The sequence below is a fragment of the Phreatobacter stygius genome (assembly GCF_005144885.1).
Taxonomy (GTDB): domain Bacteria; phylum Pseudomonadota; class Alphaproteobacteria; order Rhizobiales; family Phreatobacteraceae; genus Phreatobacter; species Phreatobacter stygius.
On record NZ_CP039690.1, the window covers coordinates 953,729 to 971,973 of the forward strand.

General features: G+C 67.1%; 18 protein-coding genes. 10 read left to right on the forward strand and 8 right to left on the reverse strand.

Going from position 1 to position 18,245, the window contains the following annotated elements:
• Positions 1-45 precede the first annotated feature (45 nt).
• Positions 46-909 (reverse strand): LysR family transcriptional regulator, encoded by an 864-nt coding sequence (locus tag E8M01_RS04495; RefSeq protein ID WP_136959018.1) that lies wholly within the window; start codon positions 907-909, stop codon positions 46-48.
• 165 nt (positions 910-1,074) lie between these two features.
• Here E8M01_RS04495 and blaOXA point away from each other — a divergent pair, with 165 nt between their 5' ends.
• Complete coding sequence (gene blaOXA / locus E8M01_RS04500) at positions 1,075-1,908, forward strand: class D beta-lactamase (protein WP_136959019.1); 834 nt, start codon at positions 1,075-1,077, stop codon at positions 1,906-1,908.
• A 100-nt stretch (positions 1,909-2,008) separates the two neighbouring features.
• Here blaOXA and E8M01_RS04505 read toward each other — a convergent pair whose 3' ends face one another.
• Genes E8M01_RS04505 through E8M01_RS04515 form a run of 3 tightly spaced genes read right to left on the reverse strand, consistent with a single transcriptional unit; the run spans position 2,009 to position 4,943 of the window.
• Positions 2,009-2,899, reverse strand: coding sequence for an alpha/beta fold hydrolase (locus E8M01_RS04505; RefSeq protein ID WP_136959020.1), 891 nt, complete (start codon positions 2,897-2,899; stop codon positions 2,009-2,011).
• The gene (locus tag E8M01_RS04510; protein ID WP_136959021.1) at positions 2,896-3,366 is read right to left on the reverse strand and encodes a hypothetical protein; all 471 of its coding nucleotides are present in this window, start codon (positions 3,364-3,366) and stop codon (positions 2,896-2,898) included. The genes E8M01_RS04505 and E8M01_RS04510 overlap by 4 nt, the downstream gene beginning before the upstream one ends.
• Positions 3,363-4,943, reverse strand: a complete 1,581-nt coding sequence (locus tag E8M01_RS04515; RefSeq protein WP_170181776.1) for a GMC oxidoreductase — start codon at positions 4,941-4,943, stop codon at positions 3,363-3,365. Before E8M01_RS04515 ends, E8M01_RS04510 begins: the two co-directional genes overlap by 4 nt.
• A gap of 273 nt (positions 4,944-5,216) precedes the next feature.
• Here E8M01_RS04515 and E8M01_RS04520 point away from each other — a divergent pair, with 273 nt between their 5' ends.
• Both E8M01_RS04520 and E8M01_RS04525 read left to right on the forward strand, forming a co-directional pair.
• On the forward strand, positions 5,217-6,308 hold the full coding sequence (locus E8M01_RS04520; RefSeq protein WP_136959023.1) for an LLM class flavin-dependent oxidoreductase: 1,092 nt from the start codon (positions 5,217-5,219) through the stop codon (positions 6,306-6,308).
• Between the two features lie 49 nt (positions 6,309-6,357).
• A complete protein-coding gene (locus E8M01_RS04525) occupies positions 6,358-7,392 on the forward strand; it encodes an ABC transporter substrate-binding protein (RefSeq protein WP_170181777.1) in 1,035 nt (344 codons plus the stop codon).
• Positions 7,393-7,396: 4 nt separating this feature from the next.
• On the opposite strand, the gene E8M01_RS04530 is transcribed toward E8M01_RS04525, so the two are convergent.
• A complete protein-coding gene (locus tag E8M01_RS04530) occupies positions 7,397-7,603 on the reverse strand; it encodes a hypothetical protein (RefSeq protein ID WP_136959025.1) in 207 nt (68 codons plus the stop codon).
• A 97-nt stretch (positions 7,604-7,700) separates the two neighbouring features.
• Positions 7,701-8,720 carry a Bug family tripartite tricarboxylate transporter substrate binding protein gene (locus E8M01_RS04535; RefSeq protein WP_170181778.1) on the reverse strand — a complete coding sequence of 340 codons (1,020 nt, stop codon included), beginning with the start codon at positions 8,718-8,720 and terminating at the stop codon, positions 7,701-7,703.
• 158 nt (positions 8,721-8,878) lie between these two features.
• Here E8M01_RS04535 and E8M01_RS04540 point away from each other — a divergent pair, with 158 nt between their 5' ends.
• The gene (locus E8M01_RS04540) at positions 8,879-10,078 is read left to right on the forward strand and encodes an IS256 family transposase (protein WP_136958310.1); all 1,200 of its coding nucleotides are present in this window, start codon (positions 8,879-8,881) and stop codon (positions 10,076-10,078) included.
• A gap of 187 nt (positions 10,079-10,265) precedes the next feature.
• On the opposite strand, the gene E8M01_RS04545 is transcribed toward E8M01_RS04540, so the two are convergent.
• On the reverse strand, positions 10,266-11,141 hold the full coding sequence (locus E8M01_RS04545) for a dihydrodipicolinate synthase family protein (protein WP_136959027.1): 876 nt from the start codon (positions 11,139-11,141) through the stop codon (positions 10,266-10,268).
• A gap of 314 nt (positions 11,142-11,455) precedes the next feature.
• Here E8M01_RS04545 and E8M01_RS04550 point away from each other — a divergent pair, with 314 nt between their 5' ends.
• The 6 genes from E8M01_RS04550 to E8M01_RS04575 all read left to right on the forward strand — a co-directional run bounded on the left by E8M01_RS04550 (position 11,456) and on the right by E8M01_RS04575 (position 16,797).
• Positions 11,456-12,610, forward strand: a complete 1,155-nt coding sequence (locus E8M01_RS04550) for an ABC transporter substrate-binding protein (protein WP_136959028.1) — start codon at positions 11,456-11,458, stop codon at positions 12,608-12,610.
• A 13-nt stretch (positions 12,611-12,623) separates the two neighbouring features.
• Positions 12,624-13,619 (forward strand): ABC transporter permease, encoded by a 996-nt coding sequence (locus tag E8M01_RS04555; RefSeq protein WP_246088772.1) that lies wholly within the window; start codon positions 12,624-12,626, stop codon positions 13,617-13,619.
• The gene (locus E8M01_RS04560) at positions 13,613-14,407 is read left to right on the forward strand and encodes an ABC transporter ATP-binding protein (protein ID WP_136959030.1); all 795 of its coding nucleotides are present in this window, start codon (positions 13,613-13,615) and stop codon (positions 14,405-14,407) included. The genes E8M01_RS04555 and E8M01_RS04560 overlap by 7 nt, the downstream gene beginning before the upstream one ends.
• A 46-nt stretch (positions 14,408-14,453) precedes the next feature.
• The gene (locus E8M01_RS04565; protein ID WP_136959031.1) at positions 14,454-15,098 is read left to right on the forward strand and encodes an OsmC family protein; all 645 of its coding nucleotides are present in this window, start codon (positions 14,454-14,456) and stop codon (positions 15,096-15,098) included.
• Between the two features lie 30 nt (positions 15,099-15,128).
• A complete protein-coding gene (locus E8M01_RS04570) occupies positions 15,129-16,283 on the forward strand; it encodes an acyl-CoA dehydrogenase family protein (RefSeq protein ID WP_136959032.1) in 1,155 nt (384 codons plus the stop codon).
• A 103-nt stretch (positions 16,284-16,386) separates the two neighbouring features.
• Positions 16,387-16,797 carry a nuclear transport factor 2 family protein gene (locus E8M01_RS04575; protein ID WP_170181779.1) on the forward strand — a complete coding sequence of 137 codons (411 nt, stop codon included), beginning with the start codon at positions 16,387-16,389 and terminating at the stop codon, positions 16,795-16,797.
• 12 nt (positions 16,798-16,809) lie between these two features.
• Here E8M01_RS04575 and mdtD read toward each other — a convergent pair whose 3' ends face one another.
• Positions 16,810-18,225, reverse strand: a complete 1,416-nt coding sequence (mdtD, locus tag E8M01_RS04580) for a multidrug transporter subunit MdtD (protein WP_136959034.1) — start codon at positions 18,223-18,225, stop codon at positions 16,810-16,812.
• Between the last annotated feature and the right edge of the window lie 20 nt (positions 18,226-18,245).

The window sequence follows — 18,245 nt, forward strand, 5'->3', positions numbered from 1 at the left end:
ACGTCACGGCATTGAAGCCACCTCCGCCCGTCATGCGGAACTTGATCAGGCGTCGATGCAACGCAACAGCCACGCCTGGAAGGCGCGCATGGCATCCGTCTTTCGTTTCGAGTTCAGGCTCGTGAGCCAATACCGTCCGATCTGGACATCGATGTCGAACGGGCAAACGAGGCGCCCTTGAGAGATCTCACGCTCGAACATCGCCACCGGCAACAGCGCGATACCTGCTCCCTGAGCGGCGGCAGCGGCCATCGTTAGCGACGAATCGAAAATGGCGCCCTTGATCGTCGGGCAAGGAATGCCGGCGGCGGCGAACCACTGAATCCACTCGTCCATACGGTAGGAGCGCAGCAGCGTTTCGTTTCTAAGATCCGCCGGGCTCAGCAGACGCTCCGCAATGGCCGGCGAGCAGACAGGCGAAAGCGGAGCGGCCAGCAGGGGGACGGCTTCGGTGGCGTGCCAGAAGCCGTCGCCGTAACGGATCGCATAGTCCAGGCCCTCGCCGGCAATATCGACCAGATTGTTGTTGGTCCTGAGCCGAAGGTCGATGAAGGGATTGGTATCGTGGAAACCGGGCAGCCGCTGCAACAGCCAGCCGGTTGCGAAGGTTCCGACGGCGCCGACCGTGACGATGCTGCGGAACTGTCCCTTCTCGAACTGGTCGATCGTCACGCGCATCCGGCTGAAGGATTCGGCGATCACCGGCAGCAAGGCCAGTCCTTCGTCAGTGAGGGCAAGCCCCCGCGGAAGCCGGTGGAACAACTGCGTGCCCAGGCGATCCTCGAGGTTTTTCACCTGATGGCTGACGGCCGCCTGGCTGACCCGCAGCTCCATCCCCGCCTTGGTGAAACTCAGGTGTCGCGCGGCCGCTTCGAACGCCTTGAGACCGTTGAGAGGGAGATGAGACATGACGACGGAGACCCTAATTTTTATATGGCTTAATCCAAGAATTTGGCGTTTGTCGCCCCTTTGCCATCCATTTAGGTATGGGCTCGTCGTCGATGGCAAGACATTTAGGCACCCAGTCAGGTCTGGAGCCTGGTGCCGTCGCATCGCAGCAACAACGAGGATTCCATGGTCTTTCGCGTCGAGTACAAGCATTGGACAAGACGATCTTTCCTGGGCGCCGCCGGCGGCTGCGCCTTGGGCCTTGGCATGGCCGGCAGCCGGGCCGGCACGCCCCGGACCGTCGAGCGCGACGACCTGGTCGCGCAGTTTCAGAGCCGAGGCGCTGTCGGCACCTTCGCGCTTTACGACGTTTCGACCGATCGCCTGACGCTGGTCAATGCGGCACGGGCAATGACCCGCTATGTGCCGGCCTCGTCCTTCAAGATCGCCAACAGCCTCATCGCTCTGGAAACCGGCGTGGTGGCGGACGAAAACGAGATCATCCCCTATGGCGGCAAGCCGCAACCCTTCAAGGCATGGGAAAAAGACATGCCCATGCGCGAGGCCATCACCGCCTCGAATGTGCCGGTCTATCAAGAGCTCGCGCGCCGCATCGGGCTGGAGCGCTATCACTTTTGGCTCGACCGCCTGGGCTATGGCAACCGGCAGACGGGGACCGCGCTCGAAACCTTCTGGCTCGATGGCCCGCTGGAGATCAGTGCCGTCGAACAGGCGCGTTTCGCCGCGCGTGTCGGCCAGCAAAATCTGCCTCTGTCGTCGCGCTCCCAGTCGATCGTCCGCGACATCCTCAAGCTTGAAAGCAAGGACGGACGAACCCTCTATGGGAAGACGGGCTGGAGGTTCTCCAGCAATCCACAACTCGGCTGGTGGACCGGCTGGGTCGACCAAGGCGGCAAGGTCACGGCGTTCTCTTTGAACATCGACATGCCCTCCCCCCAGGATGCCGCCAAGCGGGTCGTCATCGGCAGGGCGATGCTCGAACAACTGGGCGTATTTTGATCAGGCATCGGCGTTGCGCCGCTTGGCTTCGTCTCGGATGACCGACATTGCCGGCGGCGGCACTTCTGCCGCCGGCAATGTCTTGATGCCGAGCGCCCTACTAGTTCGTTTCGCTCAGGAACGGCGTGAGCTCGGCCAGAACCGCATCCGGCGCCTCTTCCGGCAGGAGATGGCCGCAGCCCGGCAGCGCCCGGCCGAAGACCGGCGCGCCGACCCAGGGCCGCCAGCTGTCGAGCGGCGGGATGGCGGGCGCCTTGTGTTCCGGCCAGAGCACCAGGACCGGGCAGCGCAGCTTGCGGCCGTCGCTGAGATCGATCTGGTCGTGGCTCAGGTCGACGGTGGCGCCGGCCCGATAGTCCTGGCACATGGCATGGCGAACCTCCGGCTTGCGGAACGCCTGGCGATAGGCGTCCAGGGCATCGCCGAAGGCTTGCGGCACCAGCGCCATGCGCTCGAGCGTCGTGTCGATGAAATAGTCCGGGTCGGCACCGATCAGCCGTTCCGGGAAGTCGTAGGGCTGGGCCAGCAGGAACCAGTGATAGGCCGCAAGCCCGAAGCTGCGGTCGGCACGCCGCCACATGTCGGCGGTCGGGATGACGGTGAGCGACGCGAAGGCCGACACCGCCTGCGGCGCGTCCAGCGCCATGCGGTAGCCGACGCGGGCCCCCCGGTCGTGGCCGACGACCGCAAACCGGCTGAAGCCGAGATGGGCCATCACGGCAATCTGGTCCTGGGCCATGACCCGTTTGGAATAGGCCTCGGCCGAGGTGCCGACCGGACCGGTGCTGTCGCCATAACCGCGCAGGTCGGTCGCCACCACGGTGTGATATTGCGCCAGCACCGGCGCGATATGGCGCCAGGCGAGGCTCGTCTGCGGATAGCCGTGGAGCAGCAGCACCGGCGGGCCGTCGCCGCCGACGACGCCGGCAATGCGCGCTTCGCCGACATCCAGCTCGAAGGGGCGGAAGCGAGGGAAAGCCGACGGGGTCATGATGCGGCCCGCCACAACGGACCGCGCGCCTTGACCCGTTCGAGGCGTGCCAGGGTTTCCGCGTCGGCGGCCGCGATCCGGTGGCCGTGCGGCTGCGGCGGCTCGACGCGCCAGCCATAAGCGACGAGCACGGCTGGCTGGTCGTGATAATCGGCGACGATGTCCTGGACCAGCGCCCGGAACGGTTCGAACATGACCTGCTCGACGGCGGCGAGGATCAGCCGGCGCTGCTCCGGTCCGGCGGCCGCCAGGCCGTCGCTCGCGGCCTGGCTCTTCACGGCCTGGCTTTTCGCCGCTTCCTGCGCAATGGCGGTCAGAACCGCCGCATGCCGGCTGCCGTAACGCCGCCCGGCAAGGCCCGCCGCGCTCGCCGAGGGCAAGGGCGGCCCCAGCGCCGAATGCACCTCGCCCGGCAGCACGGTGTCGATGACCGCATCGAGAAAGCTGTCGGAAAAGGTCTCGGTCATGCCATGTCCCTCGCGAGATCGTCGGCGATGCGCAACGCCAGAGCTCCGATGGTCGAGCCGGGATTCACCGCGCCAACAGTTGGAAACAGGCTGCCATCAGCCATGATGAGATTGGCGACAGCATGGCAACGGCCGCTGCCATCGGTCACCGAGGTCGCGGGATCCACACCCATGCGCGCCGTGCCGAGCAGGTGCCAGCCGGTATAGGGGGCAAGGTCGACCCGGACGGTTGCCACAGCGCCGGCCGCCTGCAGGATCTCCTCGGCGCGGTCGAGGCCGAAATCGAGCGCTTTACGGGTATGCGCGGAGACGGTGTAGTCGAGCTTCACCCCCGGCAGGCCGTCGGCCTCGATCCGGTCGGTCAGCGTCACCCGGTTATGGGCCTCGGGCAGGTCCTCGTTGAGCACCAGCACGGCCATCGAACGTTTGAACTCGTCGCGCACCAGCGCCTGTGATTCGGCGCCCCAGGGCGTCGGCAACCGCGACGCCTGGGTCATCAGCGGGTTCTCGCGGGTCACCTGCAGGTGGACCCCACGGGTGAAGCCGCGGCTGAGATCGGTCTCGTAGAACTGGTGGCTGTAGATCGCGCAGCCGCCGGGGCCGACCGGCCCGTCCAGTTCCTCGCGGAACAGCCCGCGGACATAGGCGCCGCCATGGAACATCAGGTTGTGCCCGAGCGCCGGCGACGACAAGCCGGAGGCGAGCAGCAGGCGCGCCGTGCCGATGCCGTTGCCGGCGACGACGACGGCGGCGGCCGGCTGGGCCACCTCGGTGCCCGCGCCGTCGCGGTAGCGCACGCCGGTCGCCCGCCCCGCAGCCATCTCGACCTGGAACACCACGGCATGGCCGCGCAATTCGACGCCGGAACGCACCGCGTCGGCGAGATAGGTCTGGTCGACCGAGGCCTTGGCCAAGGTGGTGCAGCCGGTCAGGCAGGGACCGCAATGATTGCAGGCCGGACGACCGGCATGGGGCCGTGTGTTGATCGCCGCATCGACCGGCCACCAGTGCCAGCCGAGCTTGTCGAAGGCTTTGGCGGCGAGATTGCCCATCCGGCCGGGCGCGACCGGCGGCATGGCGCGCTCGGGCTTCGGTGGATAGGCCGGATCGCCGGCCAGCCCCGCGACGCCCATGCGTTCGTCGTTCAGATCGTAATAGGGCTCGAGGTCGGCATAACTGAACGGCCAGTCGTCGCCGACGCCGTCGAGCGAACGGGTGCGGAAGTCGGACGGATGCAAGCGCGGAAAATGCGCCGCCCAATTGACGGTTGAGCCGCCGAAACCGTTCCACATCAGCGGCTTGAAGGCCGAATTGCTGTCGTCGATCGGATAGTCGGCGGATGGCGAGACCGCGCCTGCGGCGAGCCGCATATTGGGTGACGGCGCCCAGGGGCCCAGGAAAGCCCGCTGCCAGCCGGCGGTCTGCATCGGCATGGCGGCATAGTCGGCCGGCCCGCCGCGATCGAGCACCACGATCTTCAGCCCGGGCCGCTGCTGGGACAGGCGCCAGGCGAAGGCCGCACCGCCAAAACCCGCCCCGACGACCACGACATCCACCGGCTCGCGCCTGTCGACCATGCCCTCCAGCCTCCCCTGCACTGCCCTTTTTGATCGGCCGGCGTTCCGCCTCTTCCGAGGCACCATGCCCTCCGTCGGCATTGATTAGACCGGTTCCATCCTGGCGGTGACAGGCCGTTTGGGCAACGGAGAAACATTTCAGCGTGGCTGCCTTGCAGCCCATCGGTTTCGTTCTCTCACGCCTCCGATATTCGAAAGCACTCTCCGGCTGTCCCGCGTCATCATGTGATGAATGCGCCTCGGACGGCGCCCTTTGATGAGGACGGACAGCTCATGACCATCGAATTCATCGGCTACATCTCGACCCGCGAGAGTTCCGAGATCATCCCGGCGAGCGGTCCGGTGATCGATATCGATCATGTCGAGACGGTTGCCCGCGCCCATGAGGCTTCGGGCTTCGACCGGGCGCTGGTCGCCTTCCACTCGACCTCGCCGGAGAGCATCCTGGTCGCCTCGCACGCCGCCTCGGTGACATCAAAGCTCGGCCTGATGATCGCGCACCGCCCGGGCTTCACCCAGCCGACGCTCGCCGCCCGTCAGTTCGCCACCCTCGACCAGTTCACCGGCGGCCGGGTTGCCGTGCACATCATCACCGGCGGCGACGATGCCGAGCAACGCCAGGATGGCGACTTCCTCACCAAGGACGAGCGTTATGCCCGCACCGGCGAATATCTCGACGTGGTGCGCCGGGTCTGGACCAGCGATCAGCCGTTCGACCATGACGGCCGGTTCTATCGTTTCGAGCGCGCCTTCTCGACGGTGAAGCCGGTGCAGAAGCCGCATATCCCGATCTATTTCGGCGGCGCCTCGGACGCGGCGATCCCGGTCGCTGGCCAATATGCCGATATCTACGCCTTGTGGGGCGAAACCCATGACCAGGTGCGCGAGCTGACCGGCCGGGTCCGCGCCGCGGCTGCCCAGCACGGCCGCAAGCCGCGTTTCAGCCTGTCGCTCCGGCCGATCCTCGCCGACACCGAGGAGCAGGCCTGGAAACGCGCCGACGAAATCCTCGAGCGCGCCCGCGCGCTGGCCGACAAGACCGGCTTCACCCGTTCGAAGGAGCCGGTCAATTCCGGCTCGCTGCGCTTGCTGGAGGCCGCCGCCAAGGGCTCACGCCTCGACAAGCGGCTGTGGACCGGCATCGCGGCGCTCACCGGCGCGCGCGGCAATTCCACCTCGCTGGTCGGCACGCCCGAACAGGTCGCCGATGCCCTCGTCGACTATTACGATCTCGGCGTCACCACCTTCCTGATCCGCGGCTTCGAGCCCTATGCCGATGCCGTCGACTATGGCCGCGCGCTGATCCCGCTGACCCGCGAGCTCACCGCCCGGCGAGCGGAGCAGGCCGGCGTCGCCGCAGCGTGACCCGGCGCAAGATGATATGCAGGCCCGGGATGACCTTCCGGGGATGATCATGTTCGATCGCAGGACCTTTCTGGCGGCGTCCGCCGGCGCTTTGGGCCTCGGCGCGCCGCCGCTTGCCGCCCAGAGCGCGCTTGCCGTCCGCGTCGGCTTCGTGCCGGTCATCGGCGCGAGCGCCCTCTTCGTGCTCGCCGGCGACGGCTCGGCGCGCGCCGCCGGGCTCAACCTGACGCTCAGCAAGTTCGATTCCGGGCCGAATGCCATTCAGGCCTTCGCCTCCGGCACGATCGACATCCTGGTGATCGGCGTGGCGCCGGTGGCGGTCGCCCGCTCCCGCGGTTTCGAGACCCTGGTGATCTCGGCGGCGGCGACCGGCGGTTCCGCCTTTGCCGCGGGCCCGGTGCTTGCCAAGGCCTTCGCCGATCACGGCGGTGATCCGGCCAAGGCCTTCGCGGCCTTTCGGTCAGCCCAGGGCCGCAAGGCCAAGCTCGGCACCTTGCCGCCCGGCGGCGTGCCGACGGTGGCGCTGCATCACTGGCTGTGGAAGGTCGGCAAGGTCGACCGCGCCGATGTCGAGATCGCCAATATGGGCATCGAGGTGGTGCAGCAAGCCATGCTCGCCGGCGCCATTGATGGCGGCACGCTGCTGGAACCCTCGGCGACGCTGGTCACCGAACGCGATCCGCGCATCCGGCGCATCGTCAACTCGCCCGGCATGTTTCCCAATATCCCGGGCGTGGTGGTCGCGGCATCAGGCGCGTTCCTGAAAAGCCAGGCGCAAGCCGCCGAACGTTTCGTCGGCCTGTTTGTCCAGGCGACCGAGATCGTCGCCAAGGACCCGGCCAGGGCCGCGCCGCATGTGCTGGCCGTGCTCGGCGGAGGACTGGTGGCGGAAGCCACTATTGCCCGTGCGCTGGCGTCACCCGCCGTCAGTTATGTCAATGATCCCCGGGCAATCCGCGTGGCGACCGAGGCGCTGCTCGCCTATCAGGTCGAGCTCGGCGATTTCCAGCGCGCGCCCTCGACCGACGGTCTGTTCGACCAGGCGCTTTACGATCGCGCCGTCAAGGCTGCGGCCGGCCGCTAGGAGATCAGAGCCCTTCGCGCAGGAACGCCCGGACCCAGCCCTGGGCGAGGCGTTTCCGGCGCGGATCCCGGGCGGTCGCGGAAAAGTTCTGCCTGTCGGCCCGGATGAAGCGCGGCTCGCGCCGGACGGCGGCTGCACGCGCGATCGTCGCGGAGACCTGATCGAATGCCGATGCGACGAAGCAATCTTGGGAATGCTTGTACGTAATCATGGCCGCCCCTCCGGGACTGGGGCCGCGCCATGCGGCCCGTAGCCCATGAGTGGCACGATCAGGCCGGTCGGTTCATGCGCCAGCGCACATGCCGATCTCAGCTCCGGGCGAGCCCGGCCTCGCGCACGACGTCGGCGAAGCGCGCGACATCGGCCTTGATCAGTGCGGCGAAGGCTTCGGGACCTTGGGCGATGATGTCGAAGCCGAGGCCGGAAAGCGTGCGCACCACCTCCGGGCTCGCCAAGGCGCCGGCGATCAGCTCGTGCCAGCCCTCGACCAGCCCGCGCGCGGTGCCGGCCGGCAGCAGGAACCCTTGCCAACTCACCAGATCGAGCCCGGGGATCACGTGCTCCGCGAAGCTCGGCACGGAAGGCAGCGCCTTGGAGCGCGCGGCGGAGGTGACGGCAAGGCCGGTCAAGGATCGCTCGCGCACCTGCGAGGTCACCGCCGGCAAGGTGATGTAGACGGCGTCGAGATGGCCGCCGATCAGGTCGCGGGTCGCCGGCGCGCCGCCATTATAGGGGATGTGGTTCACCTTCAGCCCACCGAGCCGGAGATTGACCACCTCGCTGGCGAGATGGCCGATCACGCCGGAACCGGGCAACCCGACGGTCAGCGCCCCCGAACGGGCCCGGGCCGCAGCAATGAAGCCCGCGACATCGCTGAAGCCCGACTTCGGATGGGTGACCAGGATCTGTGGCGCGCTGATCGCCAGCGTCACCGGCTCGAAACTGCTGACCGGGTCGAAACCGAGATCGCGGAACAGGCTCTTGTTGATGGCCAGGCTGTCGCTTGCCACCAGGACGGTGAGCCCGTCGGGGGCCGACTTCGCCACCCGCTCCGACCCGAGATTGGTCGAGCCGCCGGCGACGTTTTCCACCACCACCTGATGACCCAGCCGCTCCGAGACGGCTTTCGCCACGGCGCGACCCAGCACGTCGACGCTGCCGCCCGGTGCGAAAGGTACGACGAAGCGGGCATTGCCGTCAGGCCGGCGCTTGCCCGATTGCGCCAAAGCGGTCGGCGCCGCCAGCATGGCACCGAGGGCGCCGAGCACCGCGCGGCGATCGGCCGACGGCGCCGGCCTTTGATGAATGTCATGGAAACGGCGTGTCATGGCCTGGCCCCTCGCGCCGGCCGTCCCGAACAGGCAAGTCAAGTTCAGGTCACGGCGCGGGTCGTGTCCCGATTGGTGGTGTAACTGACGGGTGGTCATCGGCGGTTGCCGGTTAGGTTTGGGTTGCGACGACCAACCCCGAACCGAGAGATCCACCGATGACCGACGAGATGATGAACCTGCGCGGGCTGCTGGAGAAGAGCCCCGACGCCGATTTGCTGCGCGAGATGATCGGCTTTGCCGCCGGGCGGCTGATGGAGCTTGAGGTCAGCGGCCTTGCCGGCGCCGGCTTCGGCGAGAAGAGCCCGGACCGCCTGGCCCAGCGCAATGGCTATCGCGAGCGGGATTGGGAGACCCGCGCCGGCACGGTCGAGCTGCGCATCCCGAGGCTACGCAAAGGCTCCTACTTTCCGGGCTTTCTGGAGCCGCGCCGGCTGGCCGAGAAGGCGCTGACCGCGGTGATCCAAGAGGCTTACATCCAGGGCATCTCGACCCGCTCGGTCGATGACCTGGTCAAGGCGATGGGCATGAGCGGCATCTCGAAGAGCCAAGTCAGCCGGCTCTGCGAGGAAATCGACCAGCGCGTCCATGCGTTCCTCGACCGGCCGATCGAGGGCGACTGGCCCTATCTGTGGATCGACGCGACCTATGTGAAGGTCCGCCAGGCCGGCCGGATTGTCTCGGTGGCGGTGATCGTGGCGGTCGGTGTAAGCGGCGACGGTCGGCGCGAGGTGCTGGGCATGGATATCGGCCCCTCCGAGGCAGAGACGTTCTGGACGGCGTTCTTGCGCAAACTGGCCAGACGCGGCCTGCGCGGCGTAAAACTCGTCGTCTCCGACAGCCACGAAGGCATCAAGGCGGCGGTCTCCAAGGTGCTCACCGCGACCTGGCAGCGCTGCCGCGTGCACTTCATGAGGAATGCGCTCGCCCATGCCGGCCGCAGCGGGCGGCGCGTTGTCTCAGCCTTCATCGCCACCGCCTTCGCCCAGAACGATGCCGCCGCCGCCAGCCAGCAATGGCGCCGGGTCGCCGACCAGCTCAGGCCAACGGTGCCGAAACTGGCGGCTCTGATGGATACCGCCGAGACCGACGTGCTGGCCTATATGACCTTCCCGACGCAACATCGGGCGAAGCTCCACAGCACCAATCCGCTGGAGCGCGTCAACGGCGAGATCAAGCGCAGGACCGAGGTGGTCGGCATCTTCCCCAACGAGGCCGCCATCGCCCGGCTCGTCGGCGCGATCCTGCTCGAACAGAACGATGAATGGGCCGTCCAGCGGGCCCGCTACATGACCCTGGAAACCATGGCCGGCCTGAGCGATGATCCTAGTGTCGGCCTGCCAGCCGTGGCAGCCTGACCAGCCCGGCCTATGCCGGCGATCGTGGGGCCTTGCGCCAGCTACACCACGCTACGGGACATGACCCACGGCGCGGCCGTCATGTCGATGGGGCCGATGATCCCTGATGACGCGCGCACCCTCAATGAAATGCATCGCCAAAGATCGGGCCGGGCAAAGCAGAACAGCCCCTTGAACGGCCCTTCCCCTAGGACAAATCTTCGAGCGCCGCCGCGACCACCTTTCGCTCTTCCGCCGACAGCGCCGGTTGCGGCGGCACGGGATCGCCGACCGCATAACCCTGCGCCTCGAGCCCCGCCTTGATACAGGCCGCCAGATTGAACCGGGCGAAGATCTCGTTGATCCGCCAGAGCCGGCGCTGCAGCGCCATGGCTTCGTCCCAGGCGCCGCGCCGGCAAAGCTCGTAGAGCGCGACGCTGTCGCGCGGGATCAGGCAGGCCGGCCCAGCCATCCAGCCGACCCCGCCGATCAGCATGACCGCGGCCGGAATGTGGGCCGAGGCCGAGAAGACGGCGAGATCGTCGCCGCAGCGGTTGATGATCGACAGGAGCCGCCCGGTATTGGTCGAGGCATCCTTGATCGCGACGATGCGCGGATGGCCGGCGAGCCGTTCGATCACATCGAGCGACAGGTCCGAGCGTTGGAAATTCGGATTGGTATAGAGCACCACGGGAATGTCGACAGCGTCGGCAATGGCCCTGAAATAGGCCTCGATCGCGGCGTCCGTGAGCGGAAAATAGGCCTCGCAGATCGCCAGGATGCCGGCCGCGCCGGCCTTTTGATAGGCCCGTGCCTGGGCCACCGCATCGGCCGTCGCGGTGGCCGCGACGCCGGCGACAACGGGCACCCGGCCGGCCGCAGCGCAAAGCGTCGCCGCCACCACGGCGAGCCGCTGCGCCCGGTCGAGATAGGCGAACTCGCCGGTCGAGCCGAGCGGCGTCAGCCCATGCACGCCCTTGTCGATCAGGTCGGAGGCGAGCTGCTGCAGCACCTCGGTCTTGACCCGCCCGTCGGAATCGATGGGCGAGACCAGGTAGGGATAGACGCCTCGGAAGGACGGCATGAATGAGATCCTCGATCTTGCGGCACAGCGTCGGACCGGACGGCCCATGCAACGGTTCGTCGATCAAATCATCTTAACCACCGGGTTTCGAGATGAAGCTCCTCATTCTCAAATAGAATTCGAAATCCTCAACTATTGACCCTTGCAGCCTTTGCCAGAGAATGCGGGTCAGAGGCGGCCAGTGGTTCGGCCGCCGGTTCGAATTCGACAACGACAGCCTATTTGGTCGCCGGCCGCGTGGTCGGCGGACGGGGATGCTTATGCCTTTTTCATCCCTGAGCAGGACCCGACTGGAGCAAGCCGCGATGACCGACATGCCGTCTCACCCTCTCTCCGCCGTCGATCCTCTGGACAAGGCCGGATCCGGCTTCTCGCGGCGCCACCTGGTGGCGAGCTTCGGCCTTGCCGGCGCCATCGGCACGCTGGCCGCTTTCGGCGCCAAGGCGCTGCCGGCCCGCGGTTTCGACATCGAGACTTTCGACCGGCTGGCCCGCGAAAGCCTGTGCGTGACGCCGGTTTCGGCCAATCCGCACGCCCATGGCGACGGCCTGCCGCGCGAGCGCCTGGCCCAGAAGCGCTCGCTCAAGGTCGCCTGGAACGCCAGCGCCATTTGCCTGTCCGGCCCGCTTGTCGGTGTCGAGCAGAAGATCTTCGAGAAATACAATCTCGACGTCGAACTGATCAATTTTGGTGGTTCGACCGACCAGCTTCTGGAGGCGATCGCCACCGCCAAGGCCGATGCCGGGGTCGGCATGGCGCTGCGCTGGCTCAAACCCCTCGAACAGGGTTTCGACGTCAAGATCACCGCCGGCACCCATGGCGGCTGCATGCGGCTGCTCGCCCCCACCGCTTCGGGCATCCGGACCTTGAGCGACCTGAAGGGCAAGACCATCGCGGTCGCCGACATGACCGCGCCGACCAAGAACCTGTTCGCCATCCAGTTCCACAAGCTCGGCATCGATGCCGAGCGCGACGTCGAATGGCGCCAGTTCCCCGGTGAGCTTCTGCGCGCGGCGGTCGACAGGGGCGAGGCCCACGCGCTCGCCGATGCCGACCCGAAGACCTTCCTCTGGCTAAAGGACGGCAAGCTCACCGAGATCTCGTCCAACCTGCATGGCGAATTCGCCGAGCGCACCTGCTGCATTCTCGGCATTCGCGGCAGTCTGGTCCGCCAGGAACGCGCGGTCGCCCGCGCGCTGACCGCGGCGACCCTGGAGGCCCAGGACTATCTGGTTCATCACCCGGAGGAATCGGCGCGGATCTACTCGCGCTTCGCGCCACCCAATTCGCCGATCGAGGACCTGGCCGCGCTGGTGCGCTACCACACCCACGGCAATCATCCTGTCGGCGCCGACCTGAAGCAGCAGCTGCGGCTTTATGCCGATGAGCTGAAGGCTGTGGCGGTGTTCAAGCCGAACACCGATTCGGTGCGTTTCGCCGAGCGTGTCTATGCCGACGTGCTGAGCTGACACCATGACCGCCATCGACACCACGACGCTTGACGCGGTCGCCGCCACCGGGCCGCGGTTGCGGCGGCGGATCTGGCTCACCGGCATTCTCGCCGCCGCCGCCTGGCTCGCCGCAGCCACTGTCACCTACGGGTACGAGGATATCGGCGAGTGGTCGCGCACCACCCCGCTCGCCGCTGCCCTGGCACTGATCGGTTTCGGCCTGTTCGCCGCGGTCCTGGCGACGGCGGCGACCGGCCGTGCCTCCGCGCGGCTGACCCGGCTCGGCCCCTGGCTGGTGGTCTTCCCGCTGTTCGTGGCGCTCTGGGAGGTTCTCGCGGCCAAGACCGACGTCCTGCCGCAGCCCTTCTTCCCGCCGCCGCAGGCGCTGATCGAGGTCTTCACCGACGACTATGCCAAGCTCGGCATCAGCATCCTGCATTCGCTCAGATTGCACGCCACCGGCTATCTCATCGGCGCCTTCACCGGTTTCGTCTTGGGCATTTCGGTCGGCTGGTCGCAGCATATCGGTTATTGGGTTCATCCGGTCCTGCGTTTCATCGGCCCCTTGCCGGCCACCGCCTGGCTGCCGGTCGCCTTCTTCGCCTTCCCGTCGAGCTGGAGCGCCAGCGTCTTCCTGGTCGCGCTCGCCACCGCCTTTCCGACCACCATCCTGACCTGGTCGGGAGTCGCAGCCGTGCCATCAGCCTATTACGACGTCGCCCGCACGCTCGGCGCGAGCCGCCGCTTCCTGATCTTCAAGGTCGCCATTCCCGCCGCCATGCCGCATGTCTTTGTCGGCCTGTTCATGGGCCTCGGCTCGTCTTTCGCCGTGCTGGTGGTTGCCGAGATGCTGGGGGTCAAGGCCGGCCTCGGCTGGTACCTGCAATGGGCTCAGGGCTGGGCCGCCTATGGCAACATGTATGCCGCCTTGCTGGTCATGACGCTGATCTGCTCGACCCTGATCACGCTCTTGTTCCGTCTGCGCGACCATCTGCTCGGCTGGCAGAAGGGCATCGTCAAATGGTGAGCGCGCTCGCAACCGCACCGGCGGCCACGATCGCCGGCGCCCGCCTCGACATCCGCAACGTCTCGCATCGCTTCGAGCTCGAAGGCCAGCCGCTGCCGGTGCTCGACCGGGTCAGCCTGACCGCCGAGCCGGGCGAATTCGTTGCCCTGCTCGGCCCCTCCGGCTGCGGCAAGTCCACGCTGCTCCGGCTGGTCGCCGGTCTCGAACCGCCGACATCGGGCAGCCTCACCAGCGACGGTGCGGTCATTGATCGGCCGGCCCCTTCCCGCGTCGTGGTGTTCCAGGATCCGACCCTGTTTCCCTGGCGCACCGTCTTCGACAATGTCGCACTGGGCCTCGAGGCCCAGGGCCTGATCCGCAGCCACCGGCACCGGATCGAAGAGGCGCTCCAGCGCGTCGGGCTCGCCACCTTCGCCAAGGCCTATCAGCATCAATTGTCCGGCGGCATGGCGCAGCGCGTGGCGCTCGCCCGCGCGCTGGTCAACGAACCGAACCTGCTCATCCTCGACGAACCGCTCGGCAAGCTCGACAGCCTCACGCGCCTGTCCATGCAATCGGAGATCGTGTCGCTCTGGCAGCGCTCCGGCTTCACCACCTTGCTGGTCACCCACGATGTCGAAGAGGCGCTGTTCATGGCGACGCGGGTGGTGGTGTTTTCCGACCGTCCCGCACAGATCAAGGCCGAGATCGCCGTCGACCGGCCCTATCCGCGCCATCGCGGCGACCCGCATCTGGCCGATCTGCGCCGCCAGGTCCTCGGCCTGCTCGGCCTCGACGCGACATGGTGACTGCACTCCTCATCGCCTTCGCCCGCCTGCTGAAAGGACCATTCCGATGACCAATCTGAGCGACTACCTGGTCGAGAAACGCGCCGCGGTCCTCGCCCGCAAGAGCCGCATCGAGAAGGGCGAGCTCGGCCCCCAGCCGATCACCGCCAAGGTCAGCGCCGAGGGCCGCAGCGGCATTCGCCGCATCCGCATCCGCGACTTCCAGGTGGTCACCGACAGCCCGCCGGACTTCGCCGGCTACAATCTCGGGCCGAGCTCGCCGGAGCTGCAGCTCGGCGTGCTCGGCAGTTGCCTCACCCACAGCTACCTGATCCAGGCGGCGATCCACAAAGTGCCGATCGATGCGCTCGACGTCGAAGTCACCGGCACTATTGACGGGCGCGGCTCGCATCCGGATTTCCCGCAGGTGCCGGTGCATCCTCACGACCTCACCTACACGGTCCGGATCGTCTCCTCGGCCAGCGCCAAGGTCATCGCCAGTCTCGAAGAGGCGGTCGAGCGTTTCTGCCCGATCCTCAACCTCCTGAAGAAGCCGCAGGCTATTTCCGGGTCGATCGACCTGATCAAACCGGCCGCTGTGAAGGCCAAACCGGCCAATGGCGCGGCGAAAGCGGCCAAGCCGGCAAAAAAGACCGCGGCCGCCGCGGTCGCTTCCATCGCCAAACCGGGACGGACCGCCAAGGCCGCCTGAACCGAGCCACGACGACGAGGAAGCAGCGCCATGTACATGGGTGACATCGCCGGCATCGACTATGTCACGCAGGCGCTGGCGCAGGATTTCGCCAGGACGGCGGCGCATCACGATGCGACCGGAGCCTTTCCCTTCGACAATATCGAGCGGCTCAGACAGGCCAATCTGCCCGGTCTCGTGACGGCGCGCGAATTCGGCGGTCGCGAAGCCGGCCTCGCCCAGGCGCTCGCCGTCGTCAACACCATTGCCCAGGGCGAGCCTTCGACCGCCCTCGTCCTGGCGCAGCAATATCTCTTCCATGCCCAGCTCAGGCGCAATCCGAACTGGACGGAGGCCATGCGCGCCAAGGTCGCCCGCTCGGCCGTGGTCGACGGCGCCTTCGCCAATAATTTCCGTGTCGAGCCGGATCTCGGCACGCCGGTGCGTGGCGGCATGCCGGCGACCATCGCCCGCAAGGTCGATGGCGGCTGGTCGATCTCCGGCCATAAGATCTTTTCGACCGGCGCGCCGGTGCTGACCTGGAACGCCATCTGGGCCAGGACCGACGAGGCGACGCCCCGGGTCGGCACCTTCCTGGTGCCACGCGGCACCAAGGGCCTGACCATTGTCGAGACCTGGGACCATCTCGGCATGCGCGCCAGCGGCAGCCATGACGCCCTTCTGGAAGACGTCATCGTTCCCGACGATCACGCGGTCGACATCCGGCTGCCGGCGGCCTGGGCGGAGGTCGATCCGGCGGCCGCGGCTTGGCCTGCCCTGTTGTTCGCCACCGTCTATGACGGCGTCGCGCGCGCCGCCCGCAACTGGCTCGTCACCTTCCTGAAGACCCGCACGCCGGCCAATCTCGGCGCGCCGCTTTCGTCCCTGCCGCGCATGCAGGAGGCAGTCGGCGAGATCGATGCGCTCTTGCAGACCAACCGCCTGCTGCTCGGGCTCGCCGACAAGGTCGACCAGGGCGCATCGCCACCGCCCCATGAGAGCTTCCTCGCCAAATATACGATCAACGCCAATGCCATCGCGGCGGTGCAGAAGGCCGTCGAGATTTCCGGCAATCCGGGGCTGACCCGCGGCAATCCACTGGAGCGCCACCTGCGCGACGTGCTCTGCGCCCGGGTCCATTCGCCGCAGGCCGATTCCGTGCTGATCGGCGCCGGCAAGATGTCGCTCGGGGTCGGCGCGGGTTGAGGGGGGCGGCCCCGGGCACGGCGACCCCAATGGTCATGTCCGATTGCCGCCAGACCGGCTGGCGCCCGTCGCCTATGCCTCCCCCTCACACAGGAGGACGGCATTGACCGACATCGAAAAACAGGACTTCGTCGACAGGTTCGCGGCCGCCTGGGCCGCCCGCGACGGCGACGCCTTTCTGGCGCTCTGGCACCCGGAAGGGCTGCTGCACTACCCCTTCGCCGACCGTGTCATCAAGGGCGGCGAGATCGGCAAGCTCAACGATCTGACCAGCAAGGTCTCACCCAACCTGACCTGGGCGCTGGTCGACTGGACCTCGCGCGGCGATATCGTCGTGCTCGAATGGCAATGCTCCAACCGGTTCGGCGACCATGTCGTCACCTGGCGCGGCGTCGACAAATTCACTTTGCGCGACGGCCGGATCATCGAAGAGATCGTCTATACCGATACCGCGCCATTGCAGGCGTTGCGGCAAGGAACCAGGTTCGACGCCCTGATCCGGTTTCCGGAGTGAACGGCCAGCCGCCTAGCTGACGTCGGCGGGGTCGTCATGGGTCTTGCCGCCGCGAATATCGGGCGCCAGCTGCCAGAAGATCCAGGCCGAGGCACAGGTGATCAGCCCGATGCAGAAGAAGGTGGCATGGAAGGCCGGCAGCGTCTTGGTCGGGTCGTCATGGTCGAGCAGGCCGATGAAGGTCGTCAGCAGCGCGCCGGCAATGGTCACGCCGAGGCTCATCGCCAGCATCTGCACCATCGAGAACAGGCTGTTGCCGCTGCCGGCGCCATCGCTGTCGAGATCGCGCAGCGTGATGGTGTTCATGGCGGTGAACTGCAATGAATTGACCGCACCGAACAGCGCCAGCTGGATCAGCCGGATCCACAAGGGCTGCTCCGGCGAGACCAGCGCGAAACTGGCGATCAGCACGCCGAGGATCAGCGTATTGCCGACCAGGACGCGCCGGTAGCCTTCGCGCTGGATCAGCGGCGTGGTGATGCGCTTGGCCATCATGCCGGCGGCGGCCACCGGCAGCATCATCAGGCCCGCCTGGATCGGCGAATAGCCGAGATTGACCTGCAGCAGCAGCGGGATCAGGAACGGCATGGCGCCTGAGCCGATACGGGCGAACAGATTGCCGAGCAGTCCGACCGAATAGGTGTGGATCTTGAACAGGTAGAGCGGAAACAAGGGGTCGGGCCGGCGCTGCGCATGCAGGCCGTAAGCGATGATCAGCGCCATGCTGAACACCAGGAGCAGCAGCACGGTCGCATGTTCCATGCCGAGCCCGGCCAGGCCGTCGAGCGAGAACGACAGCGCCACCATGCCGAGCGACAGCATGAGGTAGCCGACCATGTCAAAACGCGCCAGCGAGGTGCTCCGGCTGTCGGGCAAATGAAAATAGGTCAGGACGCAGCCGATGATGCCGACCGGCACGTTGATCAGGAAGATCCAGTGCCAGGATGCGACCTGGACGAGCCAGCCGCCGAGCGTCGGGCCGATCAGCGGCCCGATCAGCCCCGGCACCGCGACGAAGCTCATGGCCGGCAGGAATTCCGCGCGCGACACGGTGCGCAGCACGGCCAGCCGGCCGACCGGCAGCAGCATGGCGCCGCCCGCGCCCTGGACGATCCGCGCGATCACCAGTTCGGTCAGCGTCCGCGACATCGCACAGGCGACCGAACCGATGACGAACAGGATGATCGCCGCCATGAACACCTGGCGTGTGCCGAACCGGTCGGCGACCCAGCCGGAGGCAGGGATCAGCATGGCCATGGTGAGCGAATAGGAGATCACCACGGCCTGCATGCTCAACGGGCTCTCGCCCAGGCTGCGCGCCATCGCCGGCAAGGCCGTGTTGACGATGGTCGAATCGAGCGTCTGCATGAAAAAGCCGACGGCGACGATCCACAGGAAGATCTTCGATGTTGCCTGCTGCTGGGCCATCCGGACGTCCGCCTCTCCGA

Bases quoted from the DNA above. Each gene is read 5' to 3' on its own strand.
- mdtD (WP_136959034.1), bottom strand. From the start codon at position 18,225: ATGGCCCAGCAGCAGGCAACATCGAAGATCTTCCTGTGGATCGTCGCC.
- E8M01_RS04515 (WP_170181776.1), bottom strand. From the start codon at position 4,943: ATGGTCGACAGGCGCGAGCCGGTGGATGTCGTGGTCGTCGGGGCGGGT.
- E8M01_RS04525 (WP_170181777.1), top strand. From the start codon at position 6,358: ATGTTCGATCGCAGGACCTTTCTGGCGGCGTCCGCCGGCGCTTTGGGC.
- blaOXA (WP_136959019.1), top strand. From the start codon at position 1,075: ATGGTCTTTCGCGTCGAGTACAAGCATTGGACAAGACGATCTTTCCTG.
- E8M01_RS04540 (WP_136958310.1), top strand. From the start codon at position 8,879: ATGACCGACGAGATGATGAACCTGCGCGGGCTGCTGGAGAAGAGCCCC.
- E8M01_RS04550 (WP_136959028.1), top strand. From the start codon at position 11,456: ATGCCGTCTCACCCTCTCTCCGCCGTCGATCCTCTGGACAAGGCCGGA.
- E8M01_RS04495 (WP_136959018.1), bottom strand. From the start codon at position 909: ATGTCTCATCTCCCTCTCAACGGTCTCAAGGCGTTCGAAGCGGCCGCG.
- E8M01_RS04545 (WP_136959027.1), bottom strand. From the start codon at position 11,141: ATGCCGTCCTTCCGAGGCGTCTATCCCTACCTGGTCTCGCCCATCGAT.
- E8M01_RS04535 (WP_170181778.1), bottom strand. From the start codon at position 8,720: ATGACACGCCGTTTCCATGACATTCATCAAAGGCCGGCGCCGTCGGCC.
- E8M01_RS04510 (WP_136959021.1), bottom strand. From the start codon at position 3,366: ATGACCGAGACCTTTTCCGACAGCTTTCTCGATGCGGTCATCGACACC.
- E8M01_RS04565 (WP_136959031.1), top strand. From the start codon at position 14,454: ATGACCAATCTGAGCGACTACCTGGTCGAGAAACGCGCCGCGGTCCTC.
- E8M01_RS04505 (WP_136959020.1), bottom strand. From the start codon at position 2,899: ATGACCCCGTCGGCTTTCCCTCGCTTCCGCCCCTTCGAGCTGGATGTC.
- E8M01_RS04530 (WP_136959025.1), bottom strand. From the start codon at position 7,603: ATGATTACGTACAAGCATTCCCAAGATTGCTTCGTCGCATCGGCATTC.
- E8M01_RS04560 (WP_136959030.1), top strand. From the start codon at position 13,613: ATGGTGAGCGCGCTCGCAACCGCACCGGCGGCCACGATCGCCGGCGCC.
- E8M01_RS04520 (WP_136959023.1), top strand. From the start codon at position 5,217: ATGACCATCGAATTCATCGGCTACATCTCGACCCGCGAGAGTTCCGAG.
- E8M01_RS04570 (WP_136959032.1), top strand. From the start codon at position 15,129: ATGTACATGGGTGACATCGCCGGCATCGACTATGTCACGCAGGCGCTG.